General features: G+C 45.0%; 22 protein-coding genes. 18 read left to right on the forward strand and 4 right to left on the reverse strand.

Annotated elements, in window-relative coordinates; translation table 11 throughout:
- The coding region (locus IH879_06360) for an NDP-hexose 4-ketoreductase (protein ID MCH7674558.1) at positions 1–453 on the reverse strand (453 nt) is incomplete at its 3' end.
- Positions 454–658: 205 nt separating this feature from the next.
- Here IH879_06360 and IH879_06365 point away from each other — a divergent pair.
- Positions 659–1,960, forward strand: coding sequence for a hypothetical protein (locus IH879_06365; GenBank protein MCH7674559.1), 1,302 nt, complete (start codon positions 659–661; stop codon positions 1,958–1,960).
- 18 nt (positions 1,961–1,978) lie between these two features.
- Here IH879_06365 and IH879_06370 read toward each other — a convergent pair whose 3' ends face one another.
- A complete protein-coding gene (locus tag IH879_06370) occupies positions 1,979–2,647 on the reverse strand; it encodes an ABC transporter ATP-binding protein (protein MCH7674560.1) in 669 nt (222 codons plus the stop codon).
- A 116-nt stretch (positions 2,648–2,763) separates the two neighbouring features.
- Between IH879_06370 and IH879_06375 the strand changes: the two genes are divergently transcribed.
- The 4 genes from IH879_06375 (at position 2,764) to IH879_06390 (ending at position 7,160) form a co-directional block, all read left to right on the forward strand.
- Positions 2,764–3,450, forward strand: coding sequence for an arylesterase (locus IH879_06375; GenBank protein ID MCH7674561.1), 687 nt, complete (start codon positions 2,764–2,766; stop codon positions 3,448–3,450).
- Positions 3,451–3,503: 53 nt separating this feature from the next.
- On the forward strand, positions 3,504–4,136 hold the full coding sequence (locus IH879_06380; GenBank protein MCH7674562.1) for a hypothetical protein: 633 nt from the start codon (positions 3,504–3,506) through the stop codon (positions 4,134–4,136).
- Positions 4,137–4,246: 110 nt separating this feature from the next.
- Positions 4,247–6,460 carry a selenide, water dikinase SelD gene (gene selD / locus IH879_06385; protein MCH7674563.1) on the forward strand — a complete coding sequence of 738 codons (2,214 nt, stop codon included), beginning with the start codon at positions 4,247–4,249 and terminating at the stop codon, positions 6,458–6,460.
- Between the two features lie 40 nt (positions 6,461–6,500).
- On the forward strand, positions 6,501–7,160 hold the full coding sequence (locus tag IH879_06390; GenBank protein ID MCH7674564.1) for a peroxiredoxin: 660 nt from the start codon (positions 6,501–6,503) through the stop codon (positions 7,158–7,160).
- 91 nt (positions 7,161–7,251) lie between these two features.
- Here the strand turns inward: IH879_06390 and IH879_06395 are convergent, their stop codons facing one another.
- The gene (locus tag IH879_06395) at positions 7,252–7,923 is read right to left on the reverse strand and encodes a DUF3179 domain-containing protein (protein ID MCH7674565.1); all 672 of its coding nucleotides are present in this window, start codon (positions 7,921–7,923) and stop codon (positions 7,252–7,254) included.
- A gap of 21 nt (positions 7,924–7,944) precedes the next feature.
- On the reverse strand, positions 7,945–8,244 hold the full coding sequence (locus IH879_06400; GenBank protein MCH7674566.1) for a DUF3179 domain-containing protein: 300 nt from the start codon (positions 8,242–8,244) through the stop codon (positions 7,945–7,947).
- A gap of 471 nt (positions 8,245–8,715) precedes the next feature.
- Here IH879_06400 and IH879_06405 point away from each other — a divergent pair, with 471 nt between their 5' ends.
- The 13 genes from IH879_06405 to IH879_06465 form a co-directional block, all read left to right on the forward strand.
- The gene (locus tag IH879_06405; protein MCH7674567.1) at positions 8,716–9,318 is read left to right on the forward strand and encodes a sigma-70 family RNA polymerase sigma factor; all 603 of its coding nucleotides are present in this window, start codon (positions 8,716–8,718) and stop codon (positions 9,316–9,318) included.
- Positions 9,308–10,021 (forward strand): hypothetical protein, encoded by a 714-nt coding sequence (locus IH879_06410; protein ID MCH7674568.1) that lies wholly within the window; start codon positions 9,308–9,310, stop codon positions 10,019–10,021. Before IH879_06405 ends, IH879_06410 begins: the two co-directional genes overlap by 11 nt.
- A 27-nt stretch (positions 10,022–10,048) precedes the next feature.
- Entirely contained in the window at positions 10,049–11,308 is a 1,260-nt protein-coding gene (locus IH879_06415) for a hypothetical protein (GenBank protein ID MCH7674569.1), read from the forward strand.
- A gap of 127 nt (positions 11,309–11,435) precedes the next feature.
- On the forward strand, positions 11,436–12,305 hold the full coding sequence (locus IH879_06420) for a PDZ domain-containing protein (protein MCH7674570.1): 870 nt from the start codon (positions 11,436–11,438) through the stop codon (positions 12,303–12,305).
- 162 nt (positions 12,306–12,467) lie between these two features.
- Positions 12,468–13,361 (forward strand): hypothetical protein, encoded by an 894-nt coding sequence (locus IH879_06425; GenBank protein ID MCH7674571.1) that lies wholly within the window; start codon positions 12,468–12,470, stop codon positions 13,359–13,361.
- A 3-nt stretch (positions 13,362–13,364) separates the two neighbouring features.
- On the forward strand, positions 13,365–14,078 hold the full coding sequence (locus tag IH879_06430; GenBank protein MCH7674572.1) for a GNAT family N-acetyltransferase: 714 nt from the start codon (positions 13,365–13,367) through the stop codon (positions 14,076–14,078).
- A gap of 115 nt (positions 14,079–14,193) precedes the next feature.
- Positions 14,194–14,778 carry a pyridoxamine 5'-phosphate oxidase gene (gene pdxH, locus IH879_06435; GenBank protein MCH7674573.1) on the forward strand — a complete coding sequence of 195 codons (585 nt, stop codon included), beginning with the start codon at positions 14,194–14,196 and terminating at the stop codon, positions 14,776–14,778.
- An 18-nt stretch (positions 14,779–14,796) separates the two neighbouring features.
- Positions 14,797–15,489: a DUF3047 domain-containing protein gene (locus IH879_06440; GenBank protein MCH7674574.1), complete on the forward strand. Its 693-nt coding sequence runs from the start codon at positions 14,797–14,799 to the stop codon at positions 15,487–15,489.
- Between the two features lie 4 nt (positions 15,490–15,493).
- Entirely contained in the window at positions 15,494–16,300 is an 807-nt protein-coding gene (larE, locus tag IH879_06445) for an ATP-dependent sacrificial sulfur transferase LarE (GenBank protein MCH7674575.1), read from the forward strand.
- Positions 16,293–17,042, forward strand: coding sequence for a nickel pincer cofactor biosynthesis protein LarB (larB, locus tag IH879_06450; GenBank protein ID MCH7674576.1), 750 nt, complete (start codon positions 16,293–16,295; stop codon positions 17,040–17,042). Before larE ends, larB begins: the two co-directional genes overlap by 8 nt.
- A 119-nt stretch (positions 17,043–17,161) precedes the next feature.
- Complete coding sequence (gene larC, locus IH879_06455; protein ID MCH7674577.1) at positions 17,162–18,319, forward strand: nickel pincer cofactor biosynthesis protein LarC; 1,158 nt, start codon at positions 17,162–17,164, stop codon at positions 18,317–18,319.
- The gene (locus IH879_06460) at positions 18,316–18,783 is read left to right on the forward strand and encodes a DUF192 domain-containing protein (protein ID MCH7674578.1); all 468 of its coding nucleotides are present in this window, start codon (positions 18,316–18,318) and stop codon (positions 18,781–18,783) included. Before larC ends, IH879_06460 begins: the two co-directional genes overlap by 4 nt.
- Before the next feature lie 210 nt (positions 18,784–18,993).
- The coding region (locus tag IH879_06465; protein ID MCH7674579.1) for a protein kinase at positions 18,994–20,453 on the forward strand (1,460 nt) is incomplete at its 3' end.

The raw sequence follows: 20,453 nt of genomic DNA on the forward strand, positions 1-20,453 counted from the left end.
TCTATCACTCTCCACCCCAGCGCAAAGAAGGTTTAGCACTGCCTCACGCACTTCTTCGAGCTTGAGCGCGAGGTTCATAAGCACTTGTGCAGCCACTCCATCGTGCTCGCGTAGCAATCCCAGCAACAGATGCTCGGTTCCTACGTAATTATGGTTGAGATTGCGAGCTTCTTCGATTGCGTACTCAATGACCTTTTTCGCCCGTGGGGTTTGTGGGAGCTTGCCCATGGTGACCATATCCGGGCCAGATTTGACTAGCTTTTCTACCTCGAGGCGAACCTTGCGTAGATCTATATCTAAATTCTTTAATACGTTGGCGCCTACGCCTGAGCCTTCTTTGACCAGGCCTAGCAAAATATGTTCGGTACCAATGTATTCATGGTTGGAGCGCTGAGCTTCCTGGTTAGCCAAGGCCATTACTTTTCTAGCTCTATCTGTTAGGCGTTCAAACATTTTTTTGCTCCAGAGCATCGGCAATTTTTGCCGGATAGTGGAATATGCCACTATCTGGGTAGATATAGACCTCATACACGGAGATCAATTCCATCCTTAGATGTAACAATCCTAGTACCATTCTATTCGGCGACCAAAGGGTCTTGGATGATATTTTCGAGGCTATTGAGGCAGTTTCATTCTAGGTAAGGGTGCCGTTTTAATCATGAAAGTAACAAAAGGTGCCATTTTGGCGGTGTTGCTAGCCATGGGGGAAATAGCTAACTGCGGCCCTCTTCCAGAACCCATCAAAGTTAGATTCAAACTGACAGATGGTATGAGGGTCGTTGGCTTAATGCGGGAATGGGACAAAAATGGGATAAATGGCTCATTCGGTCGCCGAGAGTGGACTGAGCTTGATGTTGATGATGTCTGGAAGCTCTACCAAAAAGTGATGGACAAAAAAATCGCGATGCAATGGGTAGATCTTGGCTCTGTATTACTACTCATGGCTAAGGGGGATTCCAAAGCTGAAAAAGCCTTCGATCATGCAATTCGAATCGATCCCGACACAACTGATGCGATTCAAACTGCCAGAGATCATGCCGAGGAAGTTAAAAGGAAGCTTCTCCAAGAATTGGAAGATATCAAAGCTCAGCAGCTTAATACCAAATCCCCCGAAGCCGGGCCATGGTCAGCTGATCCCTGGCCAGAACTAACTTTAGAGCAGCGCATAAATGCGCTTAATGAAATAAAAAATGAAGCAAAGCAAATTGCCCAGCAATCAGCATTGCAACTGAAGCCCATCGAGACAGCGCATTTTTTGATCTATTCAGATATACCCAGGTTATCCGCAGCAAAGTGGGCGCGAATGTTAGAGCGAACCTATGATGAGGTGGCAAATCTTGTTGGGCCGTTTGATAGCGATAATATATTTTGGGGGAAAGCGCTGGTTTATATATTTAAGGATCAGGATCGGTTTCGCTTGGTTGAAGCGGAAACGTTCAAGCAACTTGTTCCGCTGAAGGTTAAGGGGTTATGTCACACAGTTGGGCCTAAGGTTTATATTAGTTGTTACGAATCATCTGATAAATCGCAGCTAGCAAGAACATTGGTGCGTGAAAGTGTTCATGGGATTATGCATCGCTTTCGATCTGCTAAGCGTTTGCCTGCTTGGGCAAATCAGGGGTATGCGGAATATGTAGTATCGAAAGTTATCGAAGATCCTTCGCTTGATGACAGATTGCGCAGGCCCGCTCTTGAATTTATTCGCTCAGGTGGGAATGTCGCAACTGTTGTTAGTTTGCAATATGAAGATGAGAGCTTCCCCGGGCCATATGATATTGGTAACGCAATTGGCTATTTACTCGTTGATTTGATGATTCGCGAGAATCCCAATGGTTTTAGAGCTTGGGTTCACGCGCTAAAAAAGGGTAGTGAGTGGCCTGAGGCGGTAAGAGATGAGTTTGGCTCATCGCTAAGAACTCTGGTTGAAACCTTTGTGCAATATTACAAAGTGAATGATTAGTATGGCAGTGCCTTTGCCCTACTTTTCGACGATTCGCCCATCATGCAGATGAACTACACGGTCTGCGCGTATTGCTATTGCGGGATCGTGTGTGACCATAACGATCGTCAGTCCATTACTATGCTGCTTTGCGATTAGATCGAGAATCTCAGCGCCGGTTTTTTCATCAAGGTTGCCGGTCGGTTCATCTGCAAACAGAATCTTTGGACGATTAATAAAGGCCCGCGCCAGCGCCACCCGCTGCTGTTCACCGCCGGAGAGCTGCACCGGATAGTGTTTTGAGCGATCACCAAGACCTACCTGGTCGAGCAGATCTTCGGCTTGAGTCTTGACATGATTTTCACCGCGCAGCTCAAGCGGAACCATAACATTTTCCATCGCCGTCAACGTGGAAATGAGCTGAAAATTTTGAAAGACAAAACCGATGGTTTCGTTGCGGACTTTGGCGCGCTCATCTTCGTTCAGATCGTTTAATTGAACGCCGTTTAGCACAACCGAACCTGTTGTTGGTAAATCGAGTCCGGCGCACAGGCCGAGCAGGGTAGTTTTACCGCTGCCGGAGGGTCCGACAATGGCGCAGGAAGTTCCTTCTTCGATCTCGAGAGAAATGTCTTTTAACACAGTCAGGGTTTTGCTGCCGCTTTTGTAAGTTTTTGATAAATCGTGAACTGAGAGAATTGAGTTCATAAGCTAAATTTTTAAATGTGAGGATTGCTATTGAAATGGAATTTCGTTATATTTAGGAAACAGATTAATTTCATTAGACGTAGACTGATTAGCTTAGTTTCACAAAGGAATTATTCATGTCTTCAAAGCTTTGCCTCGCTGGGGCCCTTCTTTTAGTGCTTACTCTTTCGACTGCAATAGTAGCAAAATCTGCGACCAATTGCAAAGAGTTAACAACCTTTGAGGATGATAAAAATACAAAGAAAAAACCAGCCAAAACGATTCTATTTTTAGGCAACAGTTTAACGGCCGGATACGGATTGCAAAAGTCACAAGCTTTCCCAGCTTTGGTTCAGCAAAAAATCGATTCGTTGGATTGGAGTTTTGAGGTCGTGAACGCCGGACTGAGCGGCGAGACTTCCTCCGGCGGCTTGCGCCGCATCAACTGGCTGTTGAAAAGAAAAGTGGATGTCCTGGTCCTCGAATTGGGCGCGAACGATGCCCTGCGCGGAATTTCTCTGGATCTTACGAAAAAGAATCTGCAAGCCATTATCGATAGTACAAAAAACAAATATCCAAACGTTAAGATCGTGGTTGCAGGAATGCTGGCGCCGCCTAATTTAGGTGAGGAGTACACAGATAAGTTTCGCTCGATTTTTACTGTCTTAGCAAAAGATGCACTCCTTGTGCCATTTTTACTGGAGGGAGTGGGTGGTGTGCCTGAATTGAACCTGTCTGACGGTATTCATCCGACAGCTGAAGGGCATAAAATTGTCGCTGAAAATGTTTGGAAGGTTTTGAAGCCTTTGCTTGAATCAATGTAAAGTTCGTAGTCCAGCCTTCAGGCTGGTATTAGCAAGCTCAAACAAGCTAAAGTTTGAACTACAAACTAAACTTTAATAATATGTACGACTGGCGAAAAATGACTGCTGAGGAACGTGATGAGGTTCTCAAAGATCGCAAGCAAAAAGGATACCCTTGGCATAGCCCTCCACATCAAATTGGTGAAACAGATTACTATTTTATCAGCGGTGCTTGTTATGAACACCAAACAATCATTGGCAAATCGCCGGCAAGGATGGCGCAGTTTTCAGGGTGGCTGCTTGAAACTCTAACAAAATTCTGTGATGAGATTTATTCGTGGTGTGTCTTACCAAACCATTACCACAATCTTATCAAAACTAAAAGTTTACCAGTATTAGTTCAAGAGTTAGGTAAAGTTCATGGTAGGAGTTCATTTCAGTGGAACGGTGAGGAGAACTACCGGGGACGTAAAGTTTGGTACAACTCTGTGGATAGATATATTCGAAACGATAGACACTTTTGGACGACCATGAATTATGTTCACAATAACCCAGTACATCATGGCTATGTCAAGAAATGGCAAGAATGGTCATTTTCGAGCGCCATTGATTTCTTGGAAAAGGTTGGCAGAGAAAAAGCCAAAGAGATCTGGTTAAATTACCCGCTTTTGGATTATGGAAAAGGTTGGGATGACTCTGAATTGTAAAGTTGTAGTAAGTTCGTAGTTCAGGCTTCAGCCTGTTAAGACCAGCCTAAAGGCTGTACTACGAACTTAGAATACGTATTTAGTTTGAAATATGAATTAAGATTAGCAAAATGAAACCCATCTACTTAGACTATAACGCCACCACGCCACTCGACCCTGCAGTGGCTGAAGCCATGCGTCCATATCTCGAGGAGCACTTTGGTAATCCATCGAGTACTCATTGGTATGGCGTTCAGGCCAAAAAGGCAGTTGAGAAAGCCCGAAGACAGATTGCCGGGCTGCTTAATTGTCATGCCGAAGAAATCATTTTTACCAGCGGCGGCAGCGAAGCCAACAATTACGCCATCAAGGGCGTCGCTTTTGCCAATCGCGGCAAAGGCAATCATATCATCACTTCGTCGATTGAGCATCCGGCGGTTTATGAAGTTTGCCAATATTTGGAGAAGAGCGGTTTTCAGGTGACCTACTTGCCTGTGAATGAATTTGGGTTAGTGGATTTGGACACCTTAGAAAAAGCGATTTCGCCGCAAACGATTTTGATTACCATCATGCACGCTAATAATGAGGTGGGCACCATCCAGCCGATTCCAGAAATCGCCAATCTTGCTAAAGAACATGACATTCTCCTGCACACCGATGCAGCACAGAGCCTGGGCAAAATACCCACACTGGTTGATGAATTAGGCGTCGATTTGCTCTCGGTGGCCGGTCACAAACTATATGCGCCCAAAGGCATCGGCGCTTTGTATATCCGGCAGGGAGTGGTTTTGGAGAAGCTTATCCACGGCGCTGACCATGAACAAAACCTGCGCGCGGGTACGGAAAACGTTCTTGAAATCGTCGGTTTGGGAAAGGCCTGTGAATTCGCCAAACAGAGTTTAGAAGAAAACACAGCGCACATGAAAAAGATGCGCGATTTGCTTCATCAAGGACTCAAAGACAGGCTGCCTGAAATAAAACTGAACGGCCATGAGGGAAATCGACTACCAAATACATTAAGCGTCGGCTTTGCAAATATTGAAGCCAACACTTTGCTCGATGAAGTCGAGGGAGTTGCCGCTTCAGCGGGCGCTGCCTGCCACTCCGATTCCATCGACGTTTCTCCGACTTTAACCGCCATGAACGTGCCCATTGAGTACGCCATGGGCACAGTGCGTTTTTCTACCGGAAGATTCACCACCGAAAATGAGATCGAGCAAGCTGTGGAAATCATAACGAGTGCTGTGCAACGATTGCAGCCATCCCAAGCAAATGCAATTCCAACCGGAGCTAATTTAGGCGATATTAAACTCACTCATTTCACGCACGGACTTGGCTGCGCCTGTAAGCTGCGGCCGCAAGCCCTGGAGAAAATTCTTGCAGACCTTCCTTTGCCCGAGGATGCGAATATTCTGGTGGGCCTGAATACTGCGGACGACGCTGCGGTTTACAAAATCAACGACGAAACGGCCGTGGTGCAAACAGTTGATTTTTTCACACCCATTGTGGATGACCCTTATCACTTCGGGGCGATTGCCGCAACCAACGCGTTCAGCGATGTGTACGCGATGGGCGGCAAACCATTCTTTGCTCTCAATATCGTCGGCTTTCCGTCGAACCGGCTGCCCATGGAGGTGTTGAAGGAAATCCTGAAAGGCGCTCAGGACAAAGCTAAAGAAGCAGGCGTGAGTATCATCGGCGGGCATACCATCGATGACACGGAACCCAAATTTGGCCTTGCTGTGACCGGCTTGATTCACCCCCAAAAAATTCTCAGCAACGCGAACGCAAAACCGGGTGACGCGCTCATCCTAACCAAGCCGATTGGGTTAGGAATTATTTCGACAGCGATTAAACGTGGCCTGGCAGATGAAGGAACCGTCAAACAGGCGATTGAAATCATGAGTATATTGAACCGGAACGCCGCCGAAGTCATGACAGATTTTCAAGTCAATGCATGTACCGACGTCACCGGATTCGGACTTCTTGGACACTTAAGCGAGATGACTGTTGCCAGTGGTGTTGATGCAGAAATTTATTCTGAGAAAGTACCCATTCTTGAACAGGCTCGAGAATTCGCAGTTGCGAATGTGGTACCCGGAGGCACACAAAATAACATGGAATTTGTCTCCGATAAAGTGGAGTGGACAAGCGAGATTTCGAGTACTCAACAAGTCCTTTTATGTGATGCGCAAACCTCCGGGGGATTACTTATTTCAGTTCCTGAAAAAATGGCGGGTGAATTGCTGGTAAGGCTTCATGAAAGCGGAGTTAGTGTTGCGGAGCCAATCGGCAAAATTACTAAAAAGGGAAAAGGTAAAATTGTTGTGAAAAGTAGGGCTTGACAAATAAATAAATCACTTAAATAAATTAAGGAGACAGGACATGTCACTACGAATTAATGATGAAGCGCCTGATTTTACCGCTGCCACAACTGAGGGCACAGTTAATTTTCATGACTGGATTGGCGATAGCTGGGCGGTACTATTTTCCCATCCAAAAGATTTCACACCGGTCTGCACAACCGAATTGGGATACATGGCCGGTCTGGCGCCCGAATTTGCAAAGCGTAACTGTAAAGTTATTGGCTTGAGCGTTGATCCGGTGGAAAGCCACAAGGGGTGGGCCAAAGATATCGAGGAAACCCAGGGCCATGCGGTCAACTATCCCATGATCGGAGATACGGATCTGGCCGTGTCGAAGCTTTACAATATGTTACCGGCAGAGGAGGAGGGTACTTCCGAAGGCCGTACGGCTGCTACAAATGCAACGGTCCGCTCTGTCTTTATTATAGGACCCGACAAAAAAATCAAATTGATGCTGACCTACCCGATGACCACAGGTCGTAACTTTGACGAAATCTTGCGGGTGCTTGACTCCATGCAATTAACCGTTGAGCATAAAGTAGCTACGCCTGCCAACTGGAAAAATGGCGAAGACGTTATTATCGTCCCGACTGTATCGGATGAAGATGCGAAGGAAATGTTTCCGGACGGTTGGAACACAGTTAAGCCCTATTTGCGCGTGGTTAAGCAGCCTGGTTAAAGCTCCTTGCGAGCCCTCCCGAAGAAGGTAAAATAGCCAAAATCCCGGGTACTTTAAAAAGTGTCCCGGGATTTTTTTAGGCGATTCTCTTTTATTGCAGCAATTTTGTTTCCGGATTATTTAAACTCCAATTATACCAGAAGGTATCAAATCCTTCGAACCGCTGTGGACAGTCCGCCTCGTTTCCTTCAAACCTCTCGTTTTCCAAATTAAATTTGCAACCTGATTTATCGTGAATCCAAACACCATCAACATTCTTAAAGCTTGAACTGGCGGATTGATAAACTGTGGTTGAATGAAATATCGCGGCGCCTTTTGGACGATAAAGAAACAGCTGAATCTCGCCGAGATCGAAAGCTTTCCCGCCTTCAACGGCCGAATGGGGTATTGCATAACTTTGTTCCTGCCAGTGAAAAGTAAAGATTGGCTCCTTTGTTCTTAATCGGGTGTCCTTTGCTACGCTGCCTCTGAAGCCTTCCGGTGACGAGAAATATCGCTGGTAACCATCGCGGCCATCTTCCTGGCCATTTACCGAAAGGACTACAGTGTTTGGATACTCTTTAAGCCAATCTTTCCACATCGCTTTTTTACCAAAAGGAAGTTCTTTTAACTTTGTTCCTTTAAATTCTCCGGCGATAGATTTGCCCCGCATGATGGCCCAGTAAGAATCGGTTTCAAAGTCCTGCATGACTAAAGAGGCGTTCATAAGGCCACCGGATGCTTCAAAATTGATTTCTTTGTTGCCATAGACTCGGTCGTACACGACGGCCGTATTGGCCAGCGGTCACCAAACGGCCGCAAACGCGATGTTGCCAATTCGGTCGTTAACAACCTCGTGGCTGTTTAATAAGTTCAGGCTGTAAGCCCGTGCCTGACCATCGATAACAACGCCCAATACCCAGGAGTCATCGGCGATATTTGCTGAGTCTCCCGGAACAAACTGTGGCTGCGAAATTGCGGCGATTTGTCCGCGCGGGATAATTTGTTTAAACTCCTTCGGTAAATCCTCCGGTTGTGCATGAAGCATAGTTGCAAAACCCAGGACAAATGCGAGCATGAAAGCCAATCGGGAAATGTAAGTCATGTTTTCTCCTTAAATTTTCTATTTGAGACTATCTAGTGCAACGTTTCCTAAACAACCGGGCAATATACAGTGTTAGCGTATTCAGGTGTTAAAGTGTTTATTCAAGTTGAATAATTTCAAGTTATTAGTGCCTGAACACTTGAACACACAAACACGAGAACACTATCATCCAGATTGCGATGATATTTAGAGATCACACTACCGAGTAAACAAGATGAGTCTCAAATTTGTAGTTCGCATCATGTAACCAAAACCCGGCAATGAAAATTCCATGCTAAACGAATTCATTTGGGGGGTCTTAAAACTTTGTCGGCTTTAGCGTCGTCTAACCTAATGTAAATTATCTAAAATGCTGTCATGACACTTCGCTGTCAATAAAGTCATTTTATGTCAAAAGTAAATGGCCGAATGACATAATGACGCTGAAGATAAATGACTTAATGGTCTTTTTAGGGGCAATTTTCAAAATTAATGACTGACTCAGAGTTGATCGGGAAATTTCTCACCGGCGACGTGAATGCATTTAACACTTTGGTCTGGCGGTGGGAGAAAAGTGTTTACAATTTCATTTTACGATACATTGGCGATCGGGAAGAATCGCAGGATATTTGCCAGAAAACATTTATCCGGGTGTACCGAAAACTGAATCGGCTGCGGGACACTGAAAAGTTTTCAACCTGGCTGTATCAGATCGCCATCAACATTTGCCGGGATGAAATCAAAAGCCGCAGCAGGAAGAAGACCTGTTCGCTGGATCATCTGCAGGAAAATAGCAATGGCGCTCAAGCAGGTGTTTTAAATCTTACAACAGACTCAAAGAGCGAGCCCGAGGAACAAGTCCACAAACATGATGTATCAGAATTGATTGGCCGGGCGCTGCAGACCCTTCCGGAGGAACAGAGAGTGGTGATTATTATGAAAGAGTACCAGGGATTGAAATTTACCGAAATTGCCGATGTTTTAGAAATGTCGGTGAATACAGCCAAATCGAGAATGTATTATGGCATTGCCGCCTTACGCAAAATTTTTATGCAGTGGGAAATTAGTAAGGAGAGTTTGAGATATGAAATGTGATCTGTCAAAAGAAAGATTAATCGGCTATTTTTACGAAGACTTGCCTGATGAAGCGATCAAAGACGTTAAACTGCATTTAAAAAAATGCGCCGCTTGTAAAAAGGAGTTGGCGGAATTTAGCAAAACCGCTGACATTCTTAAGACCTGGCCGGATGAAGAGCCCGGGTTAAATCTCAAATTTATTCGCGAAAAGGCATCTTTCCGGAATTGGCTGAAATCTGGCTGGTCAGTTGGATTTGGCTGGCGAAGAATTGCCGTAGGTTTTGCGGGTGGTTTTGCTTTGGTACTGCTAATCTTGGCCGTGCTGAATTTTGAAGCTTCGTATTCTGACGGCGAGTTAAATATCAAGCTGACTCTATTGCCGCGTTCTGAGAAGCAAGCCGAAATAACCGGAGACCCACTGGCGGTTCCGATAACCAAACGTGAGTTTGATTCCTGGAAAGAAGACTCCTATCTCGTAATTCAGGATATGATTCAAAGAACGCAAACTCGCAGCCGTAATGAATATCGAACCGCTTTAAGAGAGTTTGCACGGGACGTCGATTACCAGCGGCGGCAAGACCTGAGCTGGGTAGGAAAAGGATTTGAAGTGATTCATTCCGCAAATGATGACAAACTTCGCCGCACAAACCAGGTCTTGCAGCAATTAATTCAGACAGCTAATTTTCAAAGTGTCCGGCCAAACTTTGAGCAAAATAAGTAGTTAGATTTTCAAAGGAGTTAAATTTAAATGAAAAATAAATTTTTAATACGTTTGCTTTTCTGGCAAATAATTTTTCTGTCAATAATATTGGTTCCGATGTCGAGCTTCGCCCAATCCTCAAAAATTAATTGGGATCGCATGAATCGTGATCTTGAAATAATGCAGGGAATTCTTGACAATCTTTTGGCGCCCTCGAAGCCCATGCTGGCCTTTTCAAACGGCGGCGCGCGCGGGCTTTATTTCGACGGATATGGCGTTGTTTTTCAGATTGACCTGGGAGGGTCGCGTCTAATGGATGTTGTCCGGCTAAGAATGGGCAATGAGTTTGCGCTGGCCAAAGAACTTGCTGAGCAAGCGAAAGCAAGTGCAAGAGCATTGGAAGGCAAACCTATATCGGTACCTCCAGTTCCTGATGAGGGTCCGGTGATAGTTGATGCAACTACAGGAGTAGTCTTGACGAAAGAGGATCTCACAACCGGGAAACGCATCGAATTATTAGAAGAACGCGCCATCGAGTTTCTGCGTGATTACGCCGATGCAATTGGTCAAATTAAACCAACTGACCGGATTACAATCCTGGCCAACTTTGAGCATACTTACGGTGTTTTTGCGGTTCATTTAAGAGGCGCCGAAAACGTTGAGAAAAGCCCATCCGGGTTAAATATTACTGCTAAAAAGAGTGATATAGTCGATTTTAGAAAAGGTAAAATCGATGAAAAGACTTTTCGCAACCGCGTTACTTTTCATAAACGTTTGGACAGCAAACAGAAAAATCGAAACATCGATATCATGGCTAATATCTTGAATACCGCTTTAAACAGAAAACACAGGGGCGAGTTCAGAATGGATAGCAAAAACCGGGGGATTTATTTAGACGGCTTAGGAGCGCTTTTCTTTATTAGGGGATACTTGCTTGGGGAGCGAGATGTTATTACCTATGAATACTATTTGGGGAAGTATTTAAAAGAACAGGAAGAGCTGCAGGCAAGCAGGGTGAAAACCACGATCCAAAGCAAGAGTCCGGAAGAAAGGATAAAAGAATCCATAAAAGGATTTAAGGATGAATTGGTTGAGCTGGTTGGTGATTACGGGCATACGCTCCGCACTCTTAAGCCAACCGAATATGTTGTGGTTAACATAAATTTTAAAGATAACTGGAGAGCACATTTCCTTGAAACTCCCCAACAAGTGATCTTGAAGGTAAGAAAGCAGGATTTGGATCGATATGATCGCGGGGAGCTCACTTTGGCCGCTTTGCGCAAGAAAGTCGAAATTCAAGAATATTAAAAAATAATTACTGGTTTCGAGTTTTGTGTTTTGAGTCAAGCTGCTGTTGTAGGCAACTCGGAACTCTAAACCTGGAATTCGAAACCAGTAACTCGAAACTTATAACCCGAACCAAACGGAGGTAAACATGCTTAAACACATTTTTTCTAACAAAATGCTCAATTATTTACTAATTGCTATGGCGTTCATTTTTGCGATTCAGAGTCAAAGCCAGGCTCAAAGCAAATCCAAAAAAGGCTGGCTTGGCGTCGGTATTCAGGAAATGACTCCTTCGATGAGCAAAGATTACGAACTCGGAAACCGCACCGGATTGCTTATCACCAGCGTCGTTGAAAAAAGCCCCGCGGATGACGCCGGTCTCCGGGAAGATGACATTATCCTTACTTTCAACGGCAAATCAGTTGAACTTTCGGAAGAATTTTCGAGAACAGTACGCAAGACCGAACGGGGCACAAAGGTCAAACTCCTCATCATGCGTGATGGAAAAGAAAAACAAATCGAACTTACGATTGGCAAAAGAAGACGCAGACATTCGTTCGTTTGGAGTGACGACAATAATTTCCAATTTTTTATGGGCAGACCGCAGTTGGGGGTTCAGGTTCATGACCTGAACGGAGATTTAGCCGAGTATTTTAAAGTTAATAGGGATGACGGCGTGCTGATAATTGAAGTAACTGAAGACAGCCCTGCAGAAGCCGCAGGTCTGAAAGCCGGCGACGTTATCACCAGGATCGATGATGAAAAAATTTCAAGCCACGAAGATCTCATCGAGACCCTCGAAGATTATGAAGATGGCGACGTTGCCAGTGTTCAGTTTGTACGCAAAGGAAAAACCCAAAAAGTCGAGGTCGAATTAGAAGGCTCGGACTTTCACAACTTGCATTTTTTCGGCAGCGGCCTGCACAAAGGAAGGAGGCTGCATGTGCCCAATCTACCCCGAATTGAGATTGCTCCCAAAATGCGCTTTGAATTTAAGAGCAGAGGAAAGTCGATTTAAATAAACTTTCTTTTGTACAAAATTATAGAGACTCCCAAAGTGGGTACTTAAAGTATCCACTTTTTTTTTGCCAGATCATAAATTCTCTTGCATTTAATAGAAGGAAAAGATTATTTACTTAGTTATGAAATGACTTAAATTTACAAACCTTGGAGAATACCGATGCTTAGACTCATTAGATGTTCAATTTATATATCAGTTTTTTGCATCGGGTCCCTGCTTGCGCAAACGGAACAAGGTATTAAGACCAAGCTGGCCATTCCTGATTCTAATCAAGTACAAATCCTGAAAACCAAGGATGGTTCTCAATTAATCGGCCGCATCGTAGAAATCCGTGAAACCGAAATTCAGTTCGAAACGCAATTTGGACGGATGACCATTCCTATTTCTCAAATTGAAAATATAACCACCACTAAGGAGACTTCCTTAAAGGACGGAAAATACTGGTTCCCGAATCCAAACCAGACGAGATTGTATTTTTCGCCAACCGGGCGAATGCTTAAAAAAGGCCAGGGATTTTTTGCGGATATTTACGTATTATTTCCTGGATTTGCTTATGGTGTTACTGATAATGTTTCAATCGGGGGTGGTATGTCTCTTGTTCCTGGAGTTGGCATCGAAAATCAGATTTTTTATTTTACACCAAAAATCGGCTTAGTTGCGAGCGAGACTATCAATTTTGCGGTCGGTGCTCTTATTTTAGCTATTCCTGATTTCGATGACGAAAGTGACTCGCCTTTTGTCGGTAGTTTTTATGGCGTCGGTACTTTTGGACCACCCGATCATAGTTTTACAATTGGCCTTGGTTATGGTTTTGTAGAAGACGACCTGGCCAATAAACCCATGTTTTTTTTCGGGGCAGATTTGAGAATATCCAGAAGAATAGCATTTGTAACTGAAAACTTTATCTTCCCTGAAGTAGATGACCCCGTGGTCTCCTATGGACTTCGCTTTTTTGGTGAGAAATTATGTGTTGACCTTAGTTTCTTTAATCCCTTGAGTGATGAGGCGATTTTCCCAGGATTTCCCTACATAGATTTTGTGGTTAATTTCTGAGCAATGACTGCTGATTTACAAAAACTCGCTGCAACTTTGCCGGATAAGCAGCTCTGGCTCGACACGCGCGGCTCGCTGCTTTCCAGATCTTGCGAACTCTTCGGGCTGACAAAAGAGAGTTTTGTGATTCGCAGATTCGATACTCCGCTGATTTGTGTTATTGGAAAGCCTGCAATCAGCGCCATTAAAGAGGCAGTCTCTAAATCCGTGGCAGAGGTCGAGGTCTTAACTTACCGGGAAAGCGTCGCGCATGTCGGCTCGGCTCTCAGCGATTGGCAGGAAGAAGCTGCAATAATTCATGAATTCTCAAATCCGCCGGACATAAAAGAAAAAATCACCGGACAGGTCAGATGGGCAAATGAAAACGAACTTTTGTGGCTGGAAGATGAGTTTCCAGAACTCGCTAAGGACCTTCTGGCAGCCTCCCCGTTTTCACCAATCGCAGCTTTTTTCGTTGAAAATAAACCGGTATCGTTTTGCTGTTCCACTTGTGAATCGGAATCCCTTTGGGATGTTTCCATTGAAACCCTGCCGGGCTACCAAAGAAAAGGGTTTGCAGAATGTTGCGCCAGGTTTATGATTCAACATATGTTTGAGAAGGGCAAGCAGCCTTCCTGGGGCGCATTGAAATCAAACACCGCCTCCCTCAATTTGGCCAAAAAACTAGGTTTTGTCCCGGTGGCGGAGCTTTATCTTTTTTCAAGACTTTCCTCATAAAGCTTCTAAAAGATTTGCATAACACTGATACAATTCTTATATTTTTTCAAAAAGAATAGTTGGTAATCCCACCCTTTTTGTCAAATGTCAAAAAGGGGTCTATCATTTGAGGTAAGTGCAAATCGAAAAAAACCCAATTAAACGCTTCGCCGAACTATTCGAGAAAATGCAGAAGACAGATGTTCAAGAACCAGCGGCCGTAACCCTGGCTACTGCAACTTCGGACGGCAAACCGTCGGCACGGGTGGTTTTGTTAAAAGGCTTTGATGAAAACGGATTTGTTTTTTACACTAACCTCGAGAGCCGCAAAGCAAAAGAGTTGCGGGCAAATCCGTTTGCAGCCCTCTGTTTTTATTGGGAGCCTATTCAGTATCAAGTGAGAGTGGAAGGTCCGGTTGAACGGGTCTCCGAGGATGAGGCGGATAGTTATTTTGCCTCCCGTGCCCGCGGCAGCCAGATTGGCGCCTGGGCATCAAAACAAAGTTCAACCCTTAAAAACCTTGAAGAATTAGATTCACGTTTTAAAAAATATGAAAAGGATTTTGAAGATAAGCCAATCCCCTGTCCGCCGTTTTGGTCCGGGTTTCGGTTGGCGCCGCAGCGCATTGAATTTTGGCAGCGCCAGGAGAACAGACTGCATGTGCGCGAACTTTTTACAAAAGATAAACATAATTGGTTAATTAGCACTTTATATCCATAATTTATTAAAGGAAACTCAATGAAACTACAAGTTCTACTGGTCGCACAATTGATGATTGTCTCAACGGTTTTGGCACAGGATTCTAAAATGAAATTATTGGGTGATTTCCAGGAAGGCTGGGAAAAAAACTGGATAGAGAGAAAATTTGCTGGACCGCCTGCAACATTTGAAATGGTTAAAGAAGATGCTGATTCAGTGCTTCAGGTGACAACCAATCGCTCCGGCTCCGCCCTTTGGCATTCTTTGAATATCAAACCGACAGAGCGGACAAAAATATCCTGGCGTTGGAAAGTCGAGGACACCCTTCCGGATGACACACCGGAGAGAAACAAAATTGGCGATGACTATGTCGCCAGGGTTTTCCTGGTATTTGCACCACATCTGGTTAATTGGCGGACACGGGCAATTTGTTATGTCTGGGCCGCCAACGAGCCGACGGGCACCATTTACCGAAGCCCTTACAGCAACAGCGTGGGCATAGTTGTGGTCCAAAGCGGTAAAGAGAACCGGGGAGACTGGGTGACGGAAAACCGGGGAATTGCCAAGGATTACCGCAAAGTGTTTGGCAGAGCGCCTGAATTATTGATTGCAGTAGCAATTATGGTTGACACGGATAATACAAACAATAGTGCACTGACCTTCTTTGATGATATTATTTTGGACATCCCAAAACCTGAAAAACCCAAGAGCAAATCCAGAGTTAGATTTTAGCACAATGGAACAATTTGGCAAATACGCTCAGGTACAGAAGTTTATAAAAAATCTCAAGCGGCTCATCATCGCTTTTTCAGGCGGTATCGACAGCACTCTGGTGTTAAAAGTTGCCTATGATGTTTTAGGCCGCCCCAACGTCTTGGCTGTAACTGCGGATTCACCGTCCGTCCCGAGAAAAGAATTGGGCGAGGCCAGCCGACTTGCCAAATTAATAGGTGCGCGGCATTGGGTCATTGAGACTGGGGAGATGCAAAACCACAACTACCTGCAAAATCCAGTCAACCGCTGCTACTTTTGTAAATCCGAACTTTATTCGAAGCTTGCAGAAATTGCCCGGCGAGAGAAATTTCAATTTATCGCGAATGGAACGAACTTTGATGATTTAGGCGACTACCGCCCCGGCCTGCAAGCCGCAGAAGAATTTCAAGTAATCAGCCCCCTTAAAGAAGCTCAATTGACCAAGGCAGAGGTTAGACTTTTGGCGAAAAAATTAAACCTGGAAATTTGGGATAAACCGGCGAGCCCGTGTTTGTCATCGCGAATTCCTTATGGCAGTGCGGTTACGGCCAGGAAACTGGCAATGATTGAAAAGGCGGAAGATTTTTTGAAAGGCTTTCATATCAAGGATTTGCGGGTTCGGCATTTCGGCGCCAGGGCCAGAATTGAAGTTCCTAAAAAAGAGCTCGTTTTTATCGAAAAGAATTTTCATAAAATTTCAGCAAAATTCAAAACGATCGGGTTTGACAAGATTGACCTGGCAGAATTTAAAAGCGGCTCTTTGAATGCGGGATTAAATCTCAATGTATAAGCAGCAAATTAGAGAAATACTGAACCGTGTGAAAGATGAACGGATTGCTGTTGACGATGCTCTCTCAAGACTGGAAAATCTTCCTTATGAAGACTTAGGTTTTGCGAATCTCGATCACCACCGGGCTTTGCGAAAGGGGTTTCCCGAAGTCGTATTCTGTCAAAATAAGCGACCGGAACATGTGGTTGAGATTCTTAAAAAATTATCAGTCAATCATGATGTCCTGGCAACTCGTGCCTCAGATGAAATCTTTCAAGTTGTAAAAGACAAGTTTCCGAGTGCCGAGTGCAACGAAATTGCCAGAACAATTGTAGTTAAACATGCAAAATCAAACGGCAAGAAAATAACCCGAAATAAAATTCTGATCGTCAGCGCCGGAACCTCGGATATGCCGGTAGCAGAAGAGGCGGCAGTCACCGCCGAGGTAACCGGCAACCCGGTAGAAAAACTTTATGACGTGGGTGTGGCCGGAATCCAACGCCTTCTCGGCAATAAAGACAAAATCGACAAAGCAAATGTGCTCATCGTCATTGCGGGCATGGACGGGGTTTTGCCTGCAGTCGTGACCGGACTCGTAGACAAACCGGTGATTGCGGTGCCGACTTCTGTTGGGTACGGCGCCAGTTTTGAGGGTGTTGCTCCCCTTCTGACCATGCTCAATGCTTGTTCGCCGGGAGTTGTGGTTGTGAATATCGACAACGGCTTTGGGGCCGGGTATTTTGCTTCGTTGATAAATCGATAAATCAGTAATCAGTGTTTGAGTGTTAAGGTGTTAAAGTGCTAGCGTAATTCTTCTTTCCCCGTCAATTCTTTTAACACTCTAACACTCCGAACACTTTAACACTTTTTAACACTGCTTTTATGAAAATCGCTTACTTCGATTGTTTTTCCGGAATCAGCGGAGATATGATTCTCGGCGCACTTCTGGATGCCGGCCTGGATTTTGAGTTATTTCAGTCCGAGCTAACCAAACTTAATCTTCCGAATTGTAAATTAAAACAGCAAAGGGTTTCAAAGCAGAATTTAAGTGCAACGAAATTTGATGTCATCGATCTTGAGAAAAAAAATTATCGTCATCTAAAAGATCTGAACCGGATTGTCGAAGAATCGGGTTTTGATGAAAAGCTTAAAACGAGGGCCAAAGAAATATTCCTGAAAATTGCCGACGCTGAGGCCAAAATTCACAACCAATCTATCGAGCAGGTCCATTTTCATGAGATCAGCGGGGTCGACACCATCATCGATGTGGTTGGCGCTTTGGTCGGTTTAAAGCTTTTGAATATTGAAAAAATTCAGAGTTCGAAACTCAATACCGGGTCCGGCTTTGTTGAATTTTCACATGGTAAATGGCCGGTTCCCGCTCCGGCCACCGCAGAAATTTTAAAAGGCGTGCCCGTTTATGCAACCGATTGCAAAGCAGAGCTGGTAACGCCCACCGGCGCTGCCATTATCTGTACCATTGCCGATGCCTTTGGCGATCTGCCTGAGATGACAACTGAAAGCATCGGTTACGGAGCCGGCTCTCAGGACTTAGAACACCCTAATGTGTTGCGGGTATTTATTGGAGAAAGGAAAACCCAGGCTGCTATTGAGCAAGATACCGTTTCGATTCTTGAAACCAACATTGACGATATGAATCCACAGTTCTACGACAACATTTTGGAAGAACTTCTGCAAAACGGCGCTCTGGATGTTTATCTAACAAATGTCTCGATGAAAAAGAACCGGCCGGGCATTCAGTTGACAGTCCTGACCCGCCCCGAAGATGAGGATAAATTCGCTCAGTTTATTTTTAGAAATACCACCAGCATTGGTGTCCGAATCCGGCAGGAAAAGCGTAAGAAATTAAAGCGGACCATCGAGGAAGTGGACACGAAATTTGGCAAAGTGAAATTTAAGATTTCAAGCCTGAATGGGGAAGTTCTGAATCGGACACCGGAATATGAAGACTGTAAACGTATCTCAAAAGAGCAAAATATTCCATTGAAAGCAATCTATAAAGAGATAGAGCGAAAATGAGAATTTTTAAGTATTTAGGTTGCATTTTATTTCTAATCGTACTTTTGACTGCCTGTGGTAAGGGGCAAAGCCAGAAAGCCGCCTCAGCTCAGTCTGCAGAGGAGCAGGGAAATATCAGGCCTTCTCTCAAAATTGATGGCATTTCATTAGAAGTCGAAATTGTTCAGGATGCCGAATCCCGTCAGCTCGGCTTGATGTATCGCGAAGAATTGGCAGAGAATCTCGGAATGCTTTTTGTCTTCGAATCGACGCGAATCCTATCCTTCTGGATGCGCAATACATTTATTCCACTCGACATCGCCTTTGTTGATGCTGCGGGTGTGATTGTCGATATCCAGCGTATGGAGCCGCTGGACGAATCAAAACATTATATTTCCGCGGCACCGGCGCTTTATGCCCTCGAAGTCAATGCCGGGTGGTTTGAGAAGAATGGGATAAAAGTGAGGAGTCAGGTTCAGTTTTAGGAGAGAGCGTGGTGGTGGGCAAACCTATATTACACTTTACCCCGTGGGATAATAGAGTCCGTTTTTTTTGTTCAAACAGCCAAATGCTTAAGAAAAAACTAATATTCAAATCCAATAACATTTTATCCAACGGGGTAAACAAAATCCTCGAAAAGCTCGGAGAAGCCCGCCTGCTAATGACTTGCCTAAGAGAAAGTTTGGAGATTCTGAATGGCTGATTTAGTCGGAAAGACAATCCTACACTACAGAATTATTGAGCAAGTCGGGCAGGGCGGCATGGGCGTGGTGTACAAAGCCGAAGACACCAAGTTAGAACGCACTGTCGCCATTAAATTCCTGCCGCGCCAAATTACCGTTAATTCAGAAGAACGGGAAAGGTTTAAGATCGAGGCCAAAGCCGCCGCATCCCTGAACCACCCGAATATCGCTACCATTCATGCCATCGAAGAAGTCGATGCTGAAATGTTCATTGTCATGGAATACATCGAAGGCAAGGAATTGCATGAAATCGTAGGGGCACGGGGCCCCGTGCCCCTACCTGACGTCGTCGATTACGCCGCCCAAATCGCCTCCGGTCTGCAAGCCGCTCACAAAAAAGGCATCACCCACCGGGATATCAAATCTGCCAACATCATGATTACCGCAGAAGACCAGGTCAAAATTATGGACTTCGGCCTGGCCAAGATGCGCGGCGGCGTGAAGTTTACCAAGGTAGGTACAACGTTGGGAACAGCCGCCTATATGTCCCCGGAACAGGCACGGGGTGAAGAAGCGGACGAACGCGCGGACCTCTGGTCTCTCGGCGTGGTTTTGTACGAAATGCTCACCGGGAAAATGCCCTTTCCCGGTGATTATGAGCAGGCGGTAATGTACGCCATCATGAATGAGGAACCAGAGCCGGTTTCTGTCTCGCGTTCTGAAACACCAGAAGCGTTACAGCAGATTGTGGACAAATCCTTGCTCAAATCGTTACAACAACGTTATCAAAACATAGATGAGATGCTGACAAATTTAAGAGAGGTCGGAAATCACCTTGACACCGGAAAGACCAGACCTTCTATGCAGACAAAAACATCAAGGAGACCCCCTGTACTTGTATATGGTGGCCTGGCTGCTGTTGTCGCTTTAGTTGTTTTGATTGGAATATCCTTCTTCCCCAAACAGAGCGAGAGTATCGATTCGATTGCCGTGTTGCCATTGGACAACCTGTCGGGGGACACTGAGCAGGACATCTTTACTGCCGGCATGCATGAAGCCCTGATTACTGAACTCTCCAAAATTAGTGCCCTTCGTACGATTTCTCGAACTTCTGTAATGCGGTACAAAGAAACTATGAAATCCATACCCGAGATTGCAAAGGAGTTGGATGTGGATGCCGTGGTGGAAGGTTCTGTTCTCCGTTCGGGAGACAAAGTGCGAATTACCGTACAATTGATTGGCACAGACCCAGAGCGACATCTTTGGGCCCAGACATTTGACCGTGACCTGGTCGATGTGCTTGCTCTACACAGCGAAGTAGCTCGCCAGATAGCCGATGAGATTCAGATTAAAGTTACGCAGGATGAAGAAAGTCAATTGAGAAATGCAGTTGCTGTAAAGACCGAAGCCTATGAGAACTACCTTCTGGGCAGACATTACCTTCGGATTCGGTTGGGTTCAGAGAATTTGTG

This window comes from candidate division KSB1 bacterium, assembly GCA_022562085.1.
Classification (GTDB): domain Bacteria; phylum Zhuqueibacterota; class Zhuqueibacteria; order Oceanimicrobiales; family Oceanimicrobiaceae; genus Oceanimicrobium.

What these genes read in the sequence shown, in the direction of transcription:
- IH879_06365 (MCH7674559.1), top strand. Translation starts at nt 659, where the DNA reads ATGAAAGTAACAAAAGGTGCCATTTTGGCGGTGTTGCTAGCCATGGGG.
- IH879_06370 (MCH7674560.1), bottom strand. Translation starts at nt 2,647, where the DNA reads ATGAACTCAATTCTCTCAGTTCACGATTTATCAAAAACTTACAAAAGC.
- IH879_06375 (MCH7674561.1), top strand. Translation starts at nt 2,764, where the DNA reads ATGTCTTCAAAGCTTTGCCTCGCTGGGGCCCTTCTTTTAGTGCTTACT.
- selD (MCH7674563.1), top strand. Translation starts at nt 4,247, where the DNA reads ATGAAACCCATCTACTTAGACTATAACGCCACCACGCCACTCGACCCT.
- IH879_06390 (MCH7674564.1), top strand. Translation starts at nt 6,501, where the DNA reads ATGTCACTACGAATTAATGATGAAGCGCCTGATTTTACCGCTGCCACA.
- IH879_06400 (MCH7674566.1), bottom strand. Translation starts at nt 8,244, where the DNA reads ATGACTTACATTTCCCGATTGGCTTTCATGCTCGCATTTGTCCTGGGT.
- IH879_06405 (MCH7674567.1), top strand. Translation starts at nt 8,716, where the DNA reads ATGACTGACTCAGAGTTGATCGGGAAATTTCTCACCGGCGACGTGAAT.
- IH879_06410 (MCH7674568.1), top strand. Translation starts at nt 9,308, where the DNA reads ATGAAATGTGATCTGTCAAAAGAAAGATTAATCGGCTATTTTTACGAA.
- IH879_06415 (MCH7674569.1), top strand. Translation starts at nt 10,049, where the DNA reads ATGAAAAATAAATTTTTAATACGTTTGCTTTTCTGGCAAATAATTTTT.
- IH879_06420 (MCH7674570.1), top strand. Translation starts at nt 11,436, where the DNA reads ATGCTTAAACACATTTTTTCTAACAAAATGCTCAATTATTTACTAATT.
- IH879_06425 (MCH7674571.1), top strand. Translation starts at nt 12,468, where the DNA reads ATGCTTAGACTCATTAGATGTTCAATTTATATATCAGTTTTTTGCATC.
- IH879_06430 (MCH7674572.1), top strand. Translation starts at nt 13,365, where the DNA reads ATGACTGCTGATTTACAAAAACTCGCTGCAACTTTGCCGGATAAGCAG.
- IH879_06440 (MCH7674574.1), top strand. Translation starts at nt 14,797, where the DNA reads ATGAAACTACAAGTTCTACTGGTCGCACAATTGATGATTGTCTCAACG.
- larE (MCH7674575.1), top strand. Translation starts at nt 15,494, where the DNA reads ATGGAACAATTTGGCAAATACGCTCAGGTACAGAAGTTTATAAAAAAT.
- larB (MCH7674576.1), top strand. Translation starts at nt 16,293, where the DNA reads ATGTATAAGCAGCAAATTAGAGAAATACTGAACCGTGTGAAAGATGAA.
- larC (MCH7674577.1), top strand. Translation starts at nt 17,162, where the DNA reads ATGAAAATCGCTTACTTCGATTGTTTTTCCGGAATCAGCGGAGATATG.
- IH879_06460 (MCH7674578.1), top strand. Translation starts at nt 18,316, where the DNA reads ATGAGAATTTTTAAGTATTTAGGTTGCATTTTATTTCTAATCGTACTT.